The organism is Providencia sp. PROV267 (assembly GCF_028477825.1).
Lineage (GTDB): Bacteria > Pseudomonadota > Gammaproteobacteria > Enterobacterales > Enterobacteriaceae > Providencia > Providencia stuartii.
The window spans coordinates 330,700-346,315 of record NZ_JAMPLX010000002.1 but is presented as its reverse complement, the minus strand read 5'-3'; the positions used below and the strand labels follow the sequence as shown (position 1 = coordinate 346,315).

The 15,616-nt window shown below is 40.5% G+C and carries 17 protein-coding genes; 8 read left to right on the top strand and 9 right to left on the bottom strand.

Going from position 1 to position 15,616, the window contains the following annotated elements; genetic code table 11:
• Positions 1–73: 73 nt before the first annotated feature.
• The 3 genes from trpB to PR709_RS02460 all read left to right on the top strand — a co-directional run bounded on the left by trpB (position 74) and on the right by PR709_RS02460 (position 2,610).
• Entirely contained in the window at positions 74–1,264 is a 1,191-nt protein-coding gene (gene trpB / locus PR709_RS02470) for a tryptophan synthase subunit beta (RefSeq protein WP_004920204.1), read from the top strand.
• On the top strand, positions 1,264–2,070 hold the full coding sequence (trpA, locus tag PR709_RS02465; RefSeq protein WP_004920208.1) for a tryptophan synthase subunit alpha: 807 nt from the start codon (positions 1,264–1,266) through the stop codon (positions 2,068–2,070). The genes trpB and trpA overlap by 1 nt, the downstream gene beginning before the upstream one ends.
• 225 nt (positions 2,071–2,295) lie before the next feature.
• Positions 2,296–2,610, top strand: a complete 315-nt coding sequence (locus PR709_RS02460) for a BON domain-containing protein (protein WP_004920212.1) — start codon at positions 2,296–2,298, stop codon at positions 2,608–2,610.
• Positions 2,611–2,930: 320 nt separating this feature from the next.
• Here the strand turns inward: PR709_RS02460 and ompW are convergent, their stop codons facing one another.
• On the bottom strand, positions 2,931–3,569 hold the full coding sequence (gene ompW, locus PR709_RS02455) for an outer membrane protein OmpW (RefSeq protein ID WP_014656056.1): 639 nt from the start codon (positions 3,567–3,569) through the stop codon (positions 2,931–2,933).
• 415 nt (positions 3,570–3,984) lie between these two features.
• Between ompW and PR709_RS02450 the strand changes: the two genes are divergently transcribed.
• Positions 3,985–4,737: a YciC family protein gene (locus PR709_RS02450; protein WP_004920220.1), complete on the top strand. Its 753-nt coding sequence runs from the start codon at positions 3,985–3,987 to the stop codon at positions 4,735–4,737.
• A gap of 72 nt (positions 4,738–4,809) precedes the next feature.
• On the opposite strand, the gene PR709_RS02445 is transcribed toward PR709_RS02450, so the two are convergent.
• Positions 4,810–6,531, bottom strand: a complete 1,722-nt coding sequence (locus tag PR709_RS02445; protein ID WP_004920224.1) for a SulP family inorganic anion transporter — start codon at positions 6,529–6,531, stop codon at positions 4,810–4,812.
• A 228-nt stretch (positions 6,532–6,759) separates the two neighbouring features.
• Between PR709_RS02445 and PR709_RS02440 the strand changes: the two genes are divergently transcribed.
• A complete protein-coding gene (locus PR709_RS02440) occupies positions 6,760–7,335 on the top strand; it encodes a septation protein A (RefSeq protein WP_004920227.1) in 576 nt (191 codons plus the stop codon).
• Between the two features lie 42 nt (positions 7,336–7,377).
• Here the strand turns inward: PR709_RS02440 and PR709_RS02435 are convergent, their stop codons facing one another.
• On the bottom strand, positions 7,378–7,572 hold the full coding sequence (locus tag PR709_RS02435) for a YqaE/Pmp3 family membrane protein (RefSeq protein ID WP_004920230.1): 195 nt from the start codon (positions 7,570–7,572) through the stop codon (positions 7,378–7,380).
• A 288-nt stretch (positions 7,573–7,860) separates the two neighbouring features.
• Between PR709_RS02435 and yciA the strand changes: the two genes are divergently transcribed.
• The gene (gene yciA, locus PR709_RS02430) at positions 7,861–8,277 is read left to right on the top strand and encodes an acyl-CoA thioester hydrolase YciA (protein WP_004920237.1); all 417 of its coding nucleotides are present in this window, start codon (positions 7,861–7,863) and stop codon (positions 8,275–8,277) included.
• 89 nt (positions 8,278–8,366) lie between these two features.
• On the opposite strand, the gene PR709_RS02425 is transcribed toward yciA, so the two are convergent.
• Together PR709_RS02425 and PR709_RS02420 are read right to left on the bottom strand one after the other, a co-directional pair.
• Positions 8,367–9,104, bottom strand: a complete 738-nt coding sequence (locus tag PR709_RS02425) for a TonB family protein (protein WP_004920238.1) — start codon at positions 9,102–9,104, stop codon at positions 8,367–8,369.
• A gap of 125 nt (positions 9,105–9,229) precedes the next feature.
• Entirely contained in the window at positions 9,230–9,403 is a 174-nt protein-coding gene (locus PR709_RS02420; RefSeq protein ID WP_004920240.1) for a YciY family protein, read from the bottom strand.
• Between the two features lie 316 nt (positions 9,404–9,719).
• Here PR709_RS02420 and cls point away from each other — a divergent pair, with 316 nt between their 5' ends.
• Together cls and PR709_RS02410 are read left to right on the top strand one after the other, a co-directional pair.
• A complete protein-coding gene (cls, locus tag PR709_RS02415) occupies positions 9,720–11,180 on the top strand; it encodes a cardiolipin synthase (RefSeq protein WP_004920244.1) in 1,461 nt (486 codons plus the stop codon).
• A gap of 21 nt (positions 11,181–11,201) precedes the next feature.
• Positions 11,202–11,534, top strand: coding sequence for an HI1450 family dsDNA-mimic protein (locus tag PR709_RS02410; protein ID WP_004920246.1), 333 nt, complete (start codon positions 11,202–11,204; stop codon positions 11,532–11,534).
• A 196-nt stretch (positions 11,535–11,730) separates the two neighbouring features.
• Here PR709_RS02410 and oppF read toward each other — a convergent pair whose 3' ends face one another.
• From oppF to oppB, 4 genes are read right to left on the bottom strand one after another with little or no spacing between them, the layout of a single operon-like run.
• Positions 11,731–12,732 (bottom strand): murein tripeptide/oligopeptide ABC transporter ATP binding protein OppF, encoded by a 1,002-nt coding sequence (gene oppF, locus PR709_RS02405; protein ID WP_004920250.1) that lies wholly within the window; start codon positions 12,730–12,732, stop codon positions 11,731–11,733.
• Positions 12,729–13,718: an ABC transporter ATP-binding protein gene (locus PR709_RS02400; RefSeq protein ID WP_004920252.1), complete on the bottom strand. Its 990-nt coding sequence runs from the start codon at positions 13,716–13,718 to the stop codon at positions 12,729–12,731. Before PR709_RS02400 ends, oppF begins: the two co-directional genes overlap by 4 nt.
• Before the next feature lie 11 nt (positions 13,719–13,729).
• Positions 13,730–14,638: an oligopeptide ABC transporter permease OppC gene (oppC, locus tag PR709_RS02395; RefSeq protein ID WP_014656062.1), complete on the bottom strand. Its 909-nt coding sequence runs from the start codon at positions 14,636–14,638 to the stop codon at positions 13,730–13,732.
• A 15-nt stretch (positions 14,639–14,653) separates the two neighbouring features.
• Positions 14,654–15,574 carry an oligopeptide ABC transporter permease OppB gene (gene oppB / locus PR709_RS02390; protein WP_004920256.1) on the bottom strand — a complete coding sequence of 307 codons (921 nt, stop codon included), beginning with the start codon at positions 15,572–15,574 and terminating at the stop codon, positions 14,654–14,656.
• Positions 15,575–15,616: the final 42 nt, after the last annotated feature.

The window sequence follows — 15,616 nt, the reverse complement described above, 5'->3', positions numbered from 1 at the left end:
GAAAAGTAGCGCAATAGTGACTAAGAACTGAAATTGAATATGAATAGCATGACATCAAGAGACGAATAATAATATGAGTAAATTAGACCCCTACTTTGGTGAATTCGGTGGACAATATGTTCCTGAGATTTTAATTCCAGCCCTTAACCAACTGGAAGATGCCTTTATTGAGGCTCAAAACGATCCGACATTTATTAAAGAATTTCATGATCTCCTTAAAAATTATGCCGGTCGCCCTACTGCATTAACACTCTGTAGGAATTTAACCGAAGGCACTAAAACGAAACTATATCTAAAACGTGAAGATCTACTTCATGGTGGCGCACATAAAACTAACCAAGTATTAGGCCAAGCATTATTAGCTAAGCGAATGGGTAAAACAGAAATTATTGCTGAAACGGGTGCAGGTCAACATGGCGTCGCAACCGCTCTAGCGTGTGCTTTGCTTAATATGAAGTGCCGTATTTATATGGGGGCAAAAGATGTTGAGCGCCAATCACCCAATGTTTTCCGTATGAAGCTAATGGGTGCGGAAGTGATCCCTGTACACAGTGGCTCAGCTACCTTAAAAGATGCTTGTAATGAAGCGCTTAGAGATTGGTCTGGCAGTTATGATAAGGCGCATTACTTGCTAGGAACAGCGGCAGGCCCACATCCATATCCAACCATTGTCCGTGATTTTCAGCGTATGATTGGCGATGAAGCAAAACAACAGGTACTCGAAAAAGAAGGAAGGCTGCCTGACGCCGTGATCGCTTGTATTGGTGGCGGCTCAAATGCAATTGGCCTCTTTGCATCATTTATTCCTGAAGAAAATGTGCGCCTTATCGGTGTGGAACCTGCGGGTTTGGGTATCGAAACAGGCCAACACGGTGCACCACTCAAGCATGGTCGCGTCGGCATCTACTTTGGTATGAAGTCACCGATGATGCAAACGGATGAAGGGCAAATTGAAGAGTCCTACTCTATTTCCGCTGGGCTTGATTTCCCATCTGTTGGACCACAGCATGCACATTTAAACAGTATTGGGCGAGCGGATTATGTTTCCATTACCGATGATGAAACCTTAGTTGCCTTTAAATTGCTATCACGTAAGGAAGGTATCATCCCTGCATTAGAATCATCACATGCATTAGCGTATGCACTAAAACTCGCGGAAAAAGAGCCAAATAAAGAACAATTACTGATTGTGAACCTTTCTGGCCGTGGCGATAAAGATATTTTTACCGTACATGATATTTTAAAAAGTAAGGGAGAAATCTAATGGAACGTTATACTCAACTTTTTGAACGCTTGAACCGCGTTAACCAAGGTGCTTTCGTTCCGTTCGTAACATTAGGCGATCCTGACGCTGAGCTATCCTTAAAAATTGTAGATGCCCTAATTGCTGGTGGCGCTGATGCATTAGAAATTGGTATTCCTTTCTCCGATCCTCTCGCTGATGGTCCTACTATCCAAAATGCGAATTTAAGGGCGTTTAAAAGTGATATTACCCCAACATTGTGCTTTGAACTTTTGGCTCAGATAAGGCAGAAACACCCTGATATGCCCATTGGCTTACTTGTCTATGCCAATTTGGTCTTTAGTAATGGCATCGATAACTTTTATTCACGTTGTCAACAAGCTGGTGTCGATTCAGTATTGGTCGCAGATGTTCCTATGCGTGAGTCAAAGCCCTTTCGCGAGTCTGCCTTAGCACATGGTATTGCGCCTATTTTTATTTGCCCGCCAAATGCTGATGAGCCATTACTCAAGCAAATTGGTGAATATAGCCAGGGCTATACTTACTTATTATCAAGAGCAGGAGTGACAGGAACAGAAAAACGTGCTGAAACACCATTGACTAACTTAATTAGTCGGTTAAATGAGTATCAGGCAGCACCACCACTACAAGGATTTGGTATTTCTGAACCATCTCAAGTTAGCGAAGCAATCGCTAATGGCGCAGCTGGTGCCATTTCAGGCTCTGCCGTGGTTAAAATTATCGAAAATAATCTTCATCGCCCTGATATTATGCTGGCAGAACTTACCCAGTTCGTGGCAAAAATGAAGGCAGCAACACAAAAATAACGATCCCCCCACCCTCGATAAACGCCATATCCTGTATGGCGTTTTTTATTTACGATTTTAATTTGCCATTACGGACGTCTATAAGTTGAATTTTTTCCACTTTCTACTGATACTAAAATTATCAGCAAGAAACTAATTGTAATCATTGTTTATTATGCTGATAAGATCTTGTTGGATGACTTAACCATCACGTATTTTGGCGTTTGACACCTTAGGAGATAAAGGATGAAACTATTCAAATCTGTTAGTGCATTACTTGTCGCTTTCTTTATGGCTTTCACGCTAGCTGCTTGTGCACCAACCGATAAATCTGAAGGCACTGGTGGCTACATTGATGATACTGTCATTACGACTAAAGTAAAATCTGCCCTACTGGCTGAGAAAAACCTAAAATCAACTCAGATTAGTGTTGAAACCTTTAAAGGACGCGTGCAATTAAGTGGCTTTGTCGATTCTAAAGCAGATGCAAATAAAGCCATAGAGGTCACTAAAAAAGTAAAAGGCGTCCAATCTGTCATTGACTCAATGAAAATCCGCTAATACATCATCAATCAACCATTATAAATATCAGCTCAAATTGGGCTGATATTTATATCAGAAATATGTCTTACATATTTCCTAAAAATAATAATTACGTTACTTTAATACATTAACAATTGTTGGTATTTTGTTATTTTATCGTTATAAAAAATAGAGGTTATTATTTTCTATGAAATCGTATAATAGATAAATTACATTTTTAGTTAAAAAAATATTCCTAATTTGTATCCAAAAAAAATCCGAGAATAAATATTCTCGGATTTACTACTACATTCCATTTCAAGTTAGGCATCTGCCTATTATGCATCCTGCAAATTCGATTAGAAGCGGTAACCTACGCCAAACATAAATACGAATGGGTCAAGGCGAGTATCAACTTTTTGTTGAGCGCCGTTAAATTTAAATTTAACATCCGTATCAATATCCATCCACCAAAGAGAGGCGTTTAACATCCAATTTTCAGTCAGCATGTAGTCCATACCGGCTTGCGCTGCAAAGCCCCAAGAGCTAGACAGGTCAAGGTCACTCAAGCCCAGCTGTTTTGCCCCTGAATTAAATTTCTCATCAAAGAAGAAAGTATAGTTAATACCTGCACCTAAGTAAGGGCGTAATTTATCTTCTTTACTACCAAAATAATATTGTGCCATCAAAGTAGGAGGTAAATGATGAACTGTCGCAATATTGCCTAATTCACCTAAACTAACTTTATGCTCGAATGGCGTTGCAGCTAATAATTCCACACCGATATTATCGGTAACCATGTAGCTGAATGTCAGCCCTAATTGAGTATTATTATTTGCATTAAAATGACCTAGGCCACCTAATACATCATCAGAGCCTGCATTCGGACGGACAGTTGCAGTACCTGCACGGAAAATAAAATCGCCAGCTTCATGAGCAAATGAAGCAGCTGGTGCAAGCGTTGCGGCAGCTAAGACAAGCGCAGTGAGTTTTTTCATTATTAATCCCATTCCTGTGTTTATTATTTTGGTTTAAATATACCGTTTAATTTTATTTAATGTTCAAATCAAGATCACATCTTTTAATAAAGATAACCTAATCTGACTAAGTTGAATTTATTATTCCATTTATAATTTTTTTGATTTTGATGTAAATCAATTTTTGTTATATATACTTTAAAATAAGAATTGATTACCTCACTTTTAAATTTAATACACCACTTAAAGTTGCATTTAAAATATCCCTTAATAAAGATAGTAAAAATAAATGAAATCGCCTTTGCTAATCAGTCTTCACGCTGACTGCTCCTTTTTTGCTCACCCCCAGTCTTTTCTGATCTTTCTCTACCTATGCGATAGATACTCAGTTACAATCAGCTAAAATTTTATCCCGTTTGTAGATAGGAGCAGTTACATGTCCATTTCGGCCAACTCACTCATCAATGATAGTGTGAATTTTTTCAAAAATCAGTTAGGTGGCCTATTCACAATAGCGCTGTTAGCAGCTGTTGTGAGCGTTATTATTTACGCTATATTGATACCCGATCCACAACTCTTTGTGACTTATCTAGAATCTCTTAAAAAACTCACTGAAGTAGGGAGTCAGGGCGCCCAATACTGGTTGGAAAATATGACAGATCAAGAAAAAAATGCGATCATCCATGTTTTCTTTGGTACACTCCTCCCCACTATCTTAGGTAGCACCATATTAATTTGTGGGGTTTTATCCTATATCAACCGTCTTTCACGTGGTGAAGATATTACTGCTATGCAAGCCCTATCCTCATCATTGCCAAAAATCCCTTCTATTTTTTTACTCGTCCTCATTTGCTCTTTGCTTGTGCAGATAGGGATTAACTTGTTTATCGTTCCTGGGGTTCTTCTTGCAATTGGCTTTTCCTTAGCCCCTGCCGTGCTAATCAGCGAAAATGTGAGTCCATTTAGCGCAATAGGTAAAAGCTGGAAAATAGCCTATGCAAATTGGCGTATCATCTTACCTATGATTATGATTTGGCTAGCATCACAAATGCTGATCGCTTTACTTTTTAATATGTTTGAACTGAATTATATCGTATCTAACGGGATTTCATTTTTTGTCAATAACCTGATTGCAGCCTTTGTCCTGCTTTATTTTTTCCGCCTATATATGCTGGTGAACCTCAAATAGTGTTGTTCACTGGCACCATAAAAAAACTGCACCTAGTTATTATTAGGTGCAGTTTTTCATTTTAAATCGAAACTAGAGCGTAACTTGTTCTTCCATCTCTTTTATCTGTTTTTGTTGCTTACTTTGGATCAAACGGATAGCAAAATAGATATCAGGTACGACTAACAGATCATCATCTGAGCGACTAATTTTATTTTTCTCTAGCCAACTGTTGATTGATGTTCTTCTCCCCGCGAGTACTAACGTCACTCCTTTTGCCTTTAATCCAGTCACGATATCGTTCAAGGCCGAAAAAACACTCACATCATTATGAGTGAAACTAACAGCAGCATCGACAATCACCCATGCAGGACGTTTAGGCTGGTTATCCAAATGCTTATTTAAACGCTCTTTAAAATAGTTAACGTTAAAATAGGTCAATGGAGAGTTAAACCGGTAGATAAGCACGTCTTCAACAGGTTGAACGCCATTATCTTTAGAAATCGAATGCAACATTCCTTGGTCATCGACCCCTAACAATTGGTCTGTTGGGCGGAAAATAACCCTGATAAATTGTAATAACCCCAGTAAAACTGCCAATCCCACGCCGTTAATCAACCCTGCCACCAGCACTGCACCTAACGTAAAAATGCTCAGTGTAAAGGCTTGCTTATTACGTTTACGCATCGATAAAATATTACGAAAACTAAGTAGTGACCATGTCGATACAACCAGTACCATTCCCAACGCTGGCATTGGGATGTACTCTAATAGATCAACCGAAAATAAAAGTACGATTAAAATAGCTAACGCCGCAACAATAGAGACGAGTTGGGTTTTACCCCCCATCATATCATTAACGGCAGTACGGCTGCTGGCGGCACTTACAGCAAATCCTTGTGACAACGCTGAGGCGAGATTTGCCATTCCCAATGCTCGTAACTCTTGATCGGCATCGACAGAATAGCCATTTTTACTTGCAAAACTTCTTGCCGTCATCATAAAACTAACAAAGCTAATAACGGCTAAGTTAAGTGACGGAGTGATCAGGTCACGCATTAAACCAGGATCAAACTGCGGCATTGGAATAAAAGGTAACCCCTCACCTAAATCCCCTACAATACTGATACCATATTTTTCAATATTAAATACATAACTGACCAAGGTTGCCAAAACCATTGCAATTAATAGTGATGGCCACAGATTACGTACTTTTTTGATCACAATGATAACCGCGAGCGTCGCAACTGACATCAGTAACGTAGGAATATGACTATCTAATAGCGCGGTAGGAAACGCCACCAAACGTTCAATAAAACCGCTCGGTAACTGAGTAATACCAAATATTTTCCCTATCTGGCTGACAATAATAGTTAATGCGACTCCATTTAATAACCCTTGCAAAATAGGTCGTGATAAAAAATCAGCAAAAGTTCCTAACCTAAATCGTGCGGCAATTAAACACCAAATCCCTGTCATCAAACTCATGACAATTATCAATTGCCATCGCGTCGCATCATCCCCCATAGCTAAAGGACTGACCGCCGCAGCGATTACCGCACAAGTCGCCGCATCGGGACCAATAATTAACTGTTTAGATGTGCCAAATAATGCGTAGATAATCATTGGAAAAACACAGGCATATAACCCTATAATCGCGTTTATTCCCATGAGTTCGGCGTACGCAATTGCAACAGGCAAAGCGACTGCAGCAACCGATAACCCCGCTTTTATATCAGGACCAAAATCAGCAAAACGATAATTAAATAACGTTGCTAAGCCGGGCATCCAGACAAACAGTCTCGCCTTTATCATTGTCGGAAAACTCTCTAAAAATTAATGAGTTAAATTATTATAAATACTATATATATCCGATATATTAAAGATTATCTATCACTTATCTCAAATAAAAGTAAAATAGTGCAAATATGATTGGTAACAAAGCATGTTTATTGGTAAAAAGAAGCAAATTTTTAACAATTAGCGCAAAAATCAGTTAAACTACCTCATTATTTTTTATGCAAGGCTTCGGTAACCACGGTTATGAAACAACTTATTGATTTTATCCCTCTGGTGATATTTTTTATTGTCTATAAAATTTATGGTATCTATTATGCCAGTGGTGCTCTATTAGTAGCGACGCCTCTTGCGTTACTCGCAACTTATTTAATTTATAAGCACGTCGAAAAAGTGGCCAAAATCACCTGTCTGATTGTGATGATTTTTGCTTCTCTCACTCTTATTTTCCACACGGATTCTTTTATAAAGTGGAAGGTGACCATTATCTATGCACTGTTTGCACTGGCATTATTGATTAGCCAATGGTTTACTGAAAAACCATTAATTCAACGTATGTTAGGCAATAATCAAGAAATTAGGCTGCCAGACAACATTTGGGTCAAGTTAAATAGTGCATGGGTGATTTTCTTTATTGCATGTGCTGCGCTGAATGTTTATATCGCATTTTGGTTGCCTTTAGATGTTTGGATGAATTTTAAGGTATTCGGTTTAACCGCTGGCACTCTGATTTTTACTGTGCTCAGTGTGATTTATATTTATAAAAATATGTCCAAAGAGCCTAGAGAGCAGCCAACAGAACAATCTAAAGAAGAAAAATAAACGTATTCAATAAAAAACCTGCAAAAGCAGGTTTTTTTGTCTTTAACGTCCTTTACCTAATGCTTGTTCGATTTTCTTATCTGTATTGTATTGCGATAATGCATACACTGACCAAATCGCTGCTGGAAGCCAACCGATTAAAGTAATTTGTAAGATCAGACAAATAATACCTGCAAATGGGCGACCAATAGTAAAAAATTGCAGCCACGGTAGCAAAATTGCCAATATTAATCTCATGTCACCTCTCCACTACAGACTTAAAAACCTAGGATATCGCCATTGTAGACAGTCAACTTTCAATATGAAATATAAAAAACACTTCTTGCAGTTTCTTTGCATTTTTTTAGTCTATTACATTGATTATGTTTATGGTTTACCCTGCATAATAAACAATTAAAGCTCCCCTTTGCTGTTTTTGGCAGCAATGAAGTCGTCGAAACATGATTCATCGTGACGAATACTCTGATTCTAGTTTATGATAAAAAACGAATTTGAATCGTTTTATATTTTGATAAAGAGTTTGATATGCAATTACCAAACGGGGAATTAGTTCTACGTACTTTAGCTATGCCTGCCGATACAAATGCAAATGGGGATATTTTTGGCGGCTGGCTAATGTCTCAAATGGATATAGGTGGCGCGATATTAGCCAAAGAGATCGCGCTGGGTCGTGTGGTTACTGTGGCGGTGAATGGTATTAAATTTCAAAAGCCCGTCGCCGTAGGTGATGTGGTATGTTGTTACGCTCGTTGCTTAAAAACGGGCAAAAGCTCCATTACCATTAATATCGAAGTATGGGTTAAAAAAGTGGCAACGGAGCCTGTAGGCCATCGTTATCGTGCAACCGATGCCGTTTTTACCTATGTTGCCGTTAATGATGATAATACACCTCGTGAACTGCCAAAAGAGAAACAGCATTTTCAGTTAGAAAGCACTGAATAGCGCCTGCATATCTATCGCCCTTAACGATAAAACCCCCACAACACTCTCTGTTATGGGGGTTTTATTTAGGGTCTATTTTGATTATTGCTTTAAACTTGGCTCACCGTACCATCAATTTTAAAGTAGATTTCTGTGACATAACCTTTTGCTGGAAGTTTTTCAAAAACCCAACGGTTCATCGCGCGTTTTACATCACGTTCAAATAAACCTTTAGGTGAAGATTCTACAAATTCAATATTCGTAACGCGGCCATCTTCAGTGATGTCATAACGTACTTTAACATAGCCATCTTTACCTAAGCGACGAGCGCGGTCTGGGTATGCAGGTGCCTGCTTGCGTAGCGCTTTAGGGCCACGACGCTCTGACGATTGAGCACTGTTCGTTGCCCCTTTGTTATTCGCCATGACGTTTGTATTCGATTTAGGTGCCCCTGCGTTAAGATTAGATAACGGTTTCAGATCATTTTTCGCTAACTGTTTCTCAACAGGTTTAACATCCTTTTTGATTTCACGCTTTTCTTCTTTCTTAGGTTTTGGTTTTTTCTTAACTTCAGGTTTCTTTTCTAGCGCGATCGCAGGTTTTACAACAGGCTCAGGCTCAACAATCGGCTCGGGTTCAGGTTCTGGCTCGGGTTCCGGTTCGGGTGCAGGTTGAGGTTCAGCGGCAGGCACCTCCGCTGGTTCATCTGATTCAAACGAGACCATGGCAACCGTTATTGGCTCCACCACAGGGGGCATTTTCGGTTGATTGAAAATCCATGCCATAGCAAGCCCTGCGTGAATAGACAATGAAATGATAATAATAAGAGGCCAACGGATCCAACGCATAAGAATTTTCTACCCTACGACTTTAAACCTTAAGAATATGACTGATAGTTTAAATGCAAATAGCAATCATATTCAATAAGGTTTGTCACTCAAAGCGAAAATTGTGAAACCGGACCTCAATCTTTTCACTCACTCCACTGGGTAAATAGCAAGGAGCGACGGCGTTTGTAGATATCAAATTTTCTTATCGCGTAAATAGTCATATTGCGCCTTGAGTGCCCTTCAAGCCAGCGACGACGGCGACGTAATGATTGTCTCAACATCCGCCAGCGACCAACTTCATGCCTACTACGTCTCATTTTTCTATCCTTTTATTACTGAGTTTAACTACGTATGAAATTGGCAAAATATTATAGACCTTTGGTCACGCTAGCCAAGAAATACCTGTCATTTGATAAAAAAACCGTTCGAATAACGATGTTCATGATGCTAAAGGGGAACTTATAAATAGAATTAATTGTTTTTTCACCATTAATCTATAAGATTTAGCAAAGCTTTTACGATGAATGTTTGCTAAATTCTATCAGTGTTAGCATCAATTTTTATTTTTTATCAAATCTGTTTCATTTTTTGACTATTTTTACACTCTCCAATTTGTGAGGCATGTAATCGATTATGGCAACTGTGTATACGCTATTGAGCTGGTTATTATTTTTCGTCTATTGGCTAGTCATTGCAGCAATTACCGTTCGAATCCTTGTTAAACGACGCCCTGTCACTTCAGCGATGACCTGGTTACTGATCATCTACATTCTGCCATTGGTCGGTATCATTGCTTATATTGCCTTCGGTGAGTTGCATTTAGGTAAACGGCGGGTTGATAAAGCGCAACAGATGTGGCCCTCTGTGGCAACTTGGCTCGAGAATTTACGTCACTCTAAACACATTTTTGCCACTGAAAATAGTCCTGTTGCCGAGCCTCTGTTTCAATTGTGTGAGAAACGGCAAGGTATTGCTGGCGTTAAAGGCAATCGAATTCAATTGATGACCACTTGTGAAGAGTCATTAAAATCGATTGTCAATGATATCAATAATGCACAGCACTCAATCGAGATGGTATTTTATATCTGGCAACCCGGGGGATTGGTAGATGGTGTCACTGAAGCCCTACTCAATGCCGCTAAGCGAGGTGTCAAATGCCGTATTATGGTTGACTCGGCGGGTAGCTGGCATTTCTTCCGTAGCGATTACCCCGATAAAATGCGTGCGGCAGGTATTGAGTTTATCGAATCCTTAAAAGTCAATTTAATGCGTTTTTTCTTACGCCGCATGGACTTGCGTCAGCACCGCAAAATTATCGTGATTGATAATTATATTTCATATACTGGAAGTATGAATATGGTTGACCCTCGCTACTTTAAACAGGATGCAGGGGTCGGTGAATGGGTGGATATCCTTGTGCGTATGGAAGGCCCTGTCAGCACGACATTAGGTATTGTCTACGCCTTTGACTGGGAAATGGAAACGGGGCAACGTATTTTGCCCCCCCCCCCAGACACGAATATTATGCCATTTGAGCAAGCTAACGGTCACACCACTCAAATGATTGCATCTGGGCCAGGGTTCCCTGATGAGTTGATCCAACAATCACTGATGACGGCTATTTTCTCTGCCCGCAAACAGCTTATCATGACGACCCCTTATTTCGTGCCGAGTGATGATCTATTGCACGCGATTTGTACTGCTGCCATGCGCGGAGTTGATGTCAGTATTGTTATGCCAAGGCAAAATGATTCATTTCTCGTGCGCTGGGCAAGCCGTTCGTTTTATACTGAACTACTTGAAGCTGGCGTGAAAATTTATCAATTTGAAGATGGCCTGCTACACACTAAGAGCGTTCTGGTCGATGGTGAACTAAGCCTCGTTGGTTCAGTTAACTTAGATATGCGAAGCTTATGGCTGAATTTTGAAATAACTGTTGTGATTGATGATAAAAACTTTGGTAGTGACCTTACTCTTGTTCAATATGATTATATCGCACGTTCCACACGCCTTGAGATAGAAGAGTGGGAGCAACGGCCTTTCTGGAACCGAGTTGTTGAACGTTTATGCTATTTCTTTAGCCCATTATTGTAATTTTTTATTTTAGGAACTGTCATGACTAAGCCACAATCCATTAAACTTATTGATGAAGATGAAATCATTGAGATAGCCTATGACCTGTTCCTTGAGCAAGCAATGGATAATTTAGAGCCAGCCGATCAGGTTATTTTTGCATTGCAATTTGAAGAGTGTGGCGCGGCTGAAATTGTTCCTCTCAGCCAACATTGGCAGGATGTTATTCAGCCTGATTTTGATTTAGATACATTGAGTGAAGTGATTATTGGGTTGGCGCAATCCGATGACGATGAAATTGCTGACATTTTTGCCCGCATTTTAATTAGCCGCCATCCAGCCCAACCTTTTCACCATATTTTATGGAAGCGCTAGTTTCGTTAAACATGCCGCAATGAAGATATAGCAACCTGCTATTATGCTATTAAAAGTAATCGTGAATTTAAATTCGCTAACCGCGCCCTAGCCTTTGAGTTAGGGCGCGATTTTTATGGTCAATATCAATAAATGATCCCAAGAAAAATGCCAGTCAGCATCACTAACTGGCATTCTAACTAGGCATACAAATCCGTTATAGTGGATCGACTTTTAAACAAGATACCGCATGTTTAAAGCTCCCTTCTAATAAAGGTTTTGTTTTAGCACAGCCTTCATCAGCAAGTGGACAGCGAGTTCTAAATACACAACCTGAAGGCGGATTAATGGGTGACGGCAGTTCCCCTTCAAGTAATTCAATGGTTTTATTTTTTTCCTTGTCAGGATCAGGAACGGGTACCGCAGACATTAGTGCTTTGGTATAAGGATGAAGTGGATTGTTATACACTTCATCATAGGTGCCTAATTCAACGGCATTTCCCAAATACATCACTAATACACGGTCAGAGATATGTTTGACGACCGCGAGGTCATGGGCAATAAATATTAAGGATAGGCCCATTTCCCTTTGAAGCTCTTGTAATAAGTTAACGACTTGCGCTTGAATAGAGACATCAAGTGCAGAAACAGGCTCATCACAAATGACCAGTTTAGGCTCAAGGATCAATGCCCTTGCTATCCCAATACGCTGGCACTGCCCCCCTGAAAATTCATGGGGATAACGGTTAATCAGATTAGGTAATAACCCTACCCGCATCATCATTTTTCTGACCTTTTCGATCACTTCAGATTGCGGCATTTTTGGATTATACGTTTTCAGTGGCTCGGCAATAATGTCGCCTATCGTCATGCGAGGGTTCAGCGATGCCAAAGGATCTTGGAAAATCATTTGAATATCGCTACGTATATCCCGCCACTGTTTTTCATTTAATCCTAATAAATTATTCCCCAGCCAGCTCACAGAGCCGCCTGTCGATTTTACTAAGCCAATAATGGCACGTGCGAAAGTTGATTTCCCGCACCCTGACTCCCCAACAACACCTAATGTTTCGCCTTCATACAGACGTAACGTCACGCCATCAACAGCTTTTAAGCTTTTATCAGGCTGCCAGAACCACTGTTTTTTATCTCGAATAGAGAAATGCACTTTTAAATCATTGACCTCGAGCAAAACTGGCCTATTTTCATGTTGTGTCATACCAGCTCCTCCACCGGCTTAAAGCAAGCTCTTAATCGACCCGCTGAAAATGCATTCAGCTCAGGCTCTTGTTCAATACATTGTGCATTCGCATATTGGCAACGTGGCGAGAATGGGCAGCCTTTTGGTAAGCGCAATAAGTTAGGAGGGTTACCCGCTATGGTCGCTAGGCTTTCATCATCGCCATCCAAACGCGGCACTGCGGCAAGTAGCCCTAATGAATAAGGATGAGAGGGTTGATAGAAAATATCTCGGGCTGAGCCATACTCCATAGTGCGCCCCGCATACATCACTAACACTTTGTCACACACGCCTGCGACGACACCTAAGTCATGGGTGATCAAGATAATAGCGGTATCAAACTCTTTTTTCAGTTCATTTAACAGAGTCATGATTTGTGCTTGAACCGTGACATCTAACGCGGTTGTCGGCTCATCGGCAATCAATAACTTAGGCTGACACAATAACGCCATCGCAATCATAACCCGTTGACGCATCCCCCCAGAAAACTCATGGGGATACATATTCATTCGTTTACGTGCTTCTGGCATTTTAACGGCATCTAACATGCGAACAGATTCCTCAAATGCCTCTTGCTTACTCATCCCTTTATGTAGCATTAACACTTCAGATAATTGTGTGCCAATCTTTAAATATGGATTGAGAGAGGTCATCGGGTCTTGGAAGATGATAGAGATTTCTTCCGCACGCATCTTATTTAACGCTTTTTCTTTTAAATTTAAAATTTCACGCCCGTTAAATATCGCTGAGCCACCTATTTTGCCGTTACGCGCTAACAGCCCCATTAATGCAAATGCTGTTTGTGATTTTCCTGAGCCTGACTCACCGACAATACCCAGTGTTTCGCCAGCACGTAGTTCAAAATTCAACTTGTTGACTGCGGTGACATCACCATCAGGAGTTGAAAAGGTCACATTGAGATCTTTTACACTCAAGAGAGGGTTAGATGATTGAATATTAGACATAATAGCTCCCTCTAACGGTCTTTCGGGTCGAGGGCATCACGTAAACCATCGCCGATAAAGTTAAAACAAAACAGAGTTACTACTAGAAAACCCGCGGGGATCAGTAATAGCCATGGCGTCACTTCCATTGAGTTTGCCCCATCACTCAATAACGCTCCCCAGCTACTAAGCGGCTCTTGTGTCCCTAACCCTAGAAAGCTTAAAAATGATTCAAATAGGATCATACTTGGCACCAGTAATGACGCATACACCACAACCACACCTAATACATTAGGAACGATATGGCGCAAAATAATATGGCGAGTACTCACCCCACAAACTAAAGCAGCCTCAATAAACTCTTTGCGTTTCAGTCCTAAAGTTTGCCCACGAACGATACGCGCCATATCCAGCCAAGAAACCATCCCTATCGCAACAAATATCAATAAGATATTTGTACCGAAGAGTGTTACCAACAAGATCACAAAAAACATAAATGGAAATGAGTTTAAGATCTCCAACAAACGCATCATGATGGAGTCCACTTTCCCGCCAACATAACCTGCAATAGAGCCATATAAGGTACCAACAACCACAGCAACCAATGCAGCAGCTACCCCTACCATCAGAGAAATTCGTCCACCAATCGCTACCCTCACCAAAAGATCACGGCCAGAGGCGTCGGTGCCAAAATAGTGACCACTTGCCAAATCAGGAGGCATCGACATCATTTCCCAATCAGTATCATCATATAAAAAGGGAGATAACATGGGGGCAAAGATGACAAATAAGGTGATCAAAAATAGGATAAAGAGGCTAAAAATTGCCGCTCGGTTATGCATAAACCGACGTCGTGCATCCTGCCATAAACTGCGCCCTTCAATATCTAATTGCTCAGAAAGCTTTTCCAGAGCTTCACTATTTTTTTGATTTAATAACATAGCGTTCTCTCCGGACTAATAGCGAATTTTCGGGTCGATAACGGCATACAGCACATCGACAATAGCGTTAAAGGTAATCGTTAATACGCCAACTAAGATTGTTAGGCTAAGCACCAAAGAGTAATCACGGTTCAACGCGCCATTAACAAACAATTGCCCTATACCTGGTAAACCAAAGATAGTTTCAATAACCATCGAACCCGTAATAATCCCCACAAAAGCAGGCCCCATATAAGAAAGCACAGGGAGTAATGCTGGTTTTAAGGCATGTCGTAAAATGATCGTACGCAGTGGTAAGCCTTTTGCGCGTGCTGTACGAATAAAGTTGGAGTGCATGATTTCAATCATGGAGCCACGCGTAATACGCGAAATGCTTGCAATATAAGCTAGTGATAATGCCACCATCGGCAAAATCATATGTTTGAGGTTACCACCATCCCAGCCACCACCGGGGAGCCATTTCAAATGAATGGCGAATATCAGCACCAATAACGGTGCCACAACAAAGCTTGGGATGACAACCCCCGTCATGGCGAACCCCATGACTGTAAAATCCCATTTGCTATTTTGATTCAATGCGGCAATAACCCCCGCTGTCACACCAAAGAAGACGGCGACGATAAAAGCAGTTGCACCTAATTTCGCAGACACTGGGAAGGCTTTTGCCACTAAGTCGTTAACGCTGTAGTCTTTATATTTAAATGATGGACCAAAGTCACCTTTAGATAATTGAACTAAATAGCTGAAATACTGTTTATACATAGGGTCATTCAGATGGTATTTCGCTTCAATATTTGCCATAACTTCAGGTGGTAATTTACGTTCCCCCGTAAAAGGGCTGCCTGGTGCTAAACGCATCATAAAAAATGAAATTGTAATAAGAATAAAAAGTGTCGGGATCGCTTCAAGTAAACGCCGTAAAATAAATTTTAACATTGCCCTTTCCTACTTCCGTTGCTTAGTCGGACCAATAATCAT

Excerpts from the sequence above, each read along its gene's own strand:
- ompW (WP_014656056.1), bottom strand. The coding sequence starts at position 3,569 with ATGAAAAAACTCACTGCGCTTGTCTTAGCTGCCGCAACGCTTGCACCA.
- PR709_RS02425 (WP_004920238.1), bottom strand. The coding sequence starts at position 9,104 with ATGCGTTGGATCCGTTGGCCTCTTATTATTATCATTTCATTGTCTATT.
- yciA (WP_004920237.1), top strand. The coding sequence starts at position 7,861 with ATGCAATTACCAAACGGGGAATTAGTTCTACGTACTTTAGCTATGCCT.
- PR709_RS02460 (WP_004920212.1), top strand. The coding sequence starts at position 2,296 with ATGAAACTATTCAAATCTGTTAGTGCATTACTTGTCGCTTTCTTTATG.
- oppC (WP_014656062.1), bottom strand. The coding sequence starts at position 14,638 with ATGTTATTAAATCAAAAAAATAGTGAAGCTCTGGAAAAGCTTTCTGAG.
- PR709_RS02450 (WP_004920220.1), top strand. The coding sequence starts at position 3,985 with ATGTCCATTTCGGCCAACTCACTCATCAATGATAGTGTGAATTTTTTC.
- oppB (WP_004920256.1), bottom strand. The coding sequence starts at position 15,574 with ATGTTAAAATTTATTTTACGGCGTTTACTTGAAGCGATCCCGACACTT.
- PR709_RS02410 (WP_004920246.1), top strand. The coding sequence starts at position 11,202 with ATGACTAAGCCACAATCCATTAAACTTATTGATGAAGATGAAATCATT.
- trpB (WP_004920204.1), top strand. The coding sequence starts at position 74 with ATGAGTAAATTAGACCCCTACTTTGGTGAATTCGGTGGACAATATGTT.
- PR709_RS02420 (WP_004920240.1), bottom strand. The coding sequence starts at position 9,403 with ATGAGACGTAGTAGGCATGAAGTTGGTCGCTGGCGGATGTTGAGACAA.
- PR709_RS02400 (WP_004920252.1), bottom strand. The coding sequence starts at position 13,718 with ATGTCTAATATTCAATCATCTAACCCTCTCTTGAGTGTAAAAGATCTC.
- oppF (WP_004920250.1), bottom strand. The coding sequence starts at position 12,732 with ATGACACAACATGAAAATAGGCCAGTTTTGCTCGAGGTCAATGATTTA.
- trpA (WP_004920208.1), top strand. The coding sequence starts at position 1,264 with ATGGAACGTTATACTCAACTTTTTGAACGCTTGAACCGCGTTAACCAA.
- PR709_RS02440 (WP_004920227.1), top strand. The coding sequence starts at position 6,760 with ATGAAACAACTTATTGATTTTATCCCTCTGGTGATATTTTTTATTGTC.
- PR709_RS02435 (WP_004920230.1), bottom strand. The coding sequence starts at position 7,572 with ATGAGATTAATATTGGCAATTTTGCTACCGTGGCTGCAATTTTTTACT.
- cls (WP_004920244.1), top strand. The coding sequence starts at position 9,720 with ATGGCAACTGTGTATACGCTATTGAGCTGGTTATTATTTTTCGTCTAT.
- PR709_RS02445 (WP_004920224.1), bottom strand. The coding sequence starts at position 6,531 with ATGATAAAGGCGAGACTGTTTGTCTGGATGCCCGGCTTAGCAACGTTA.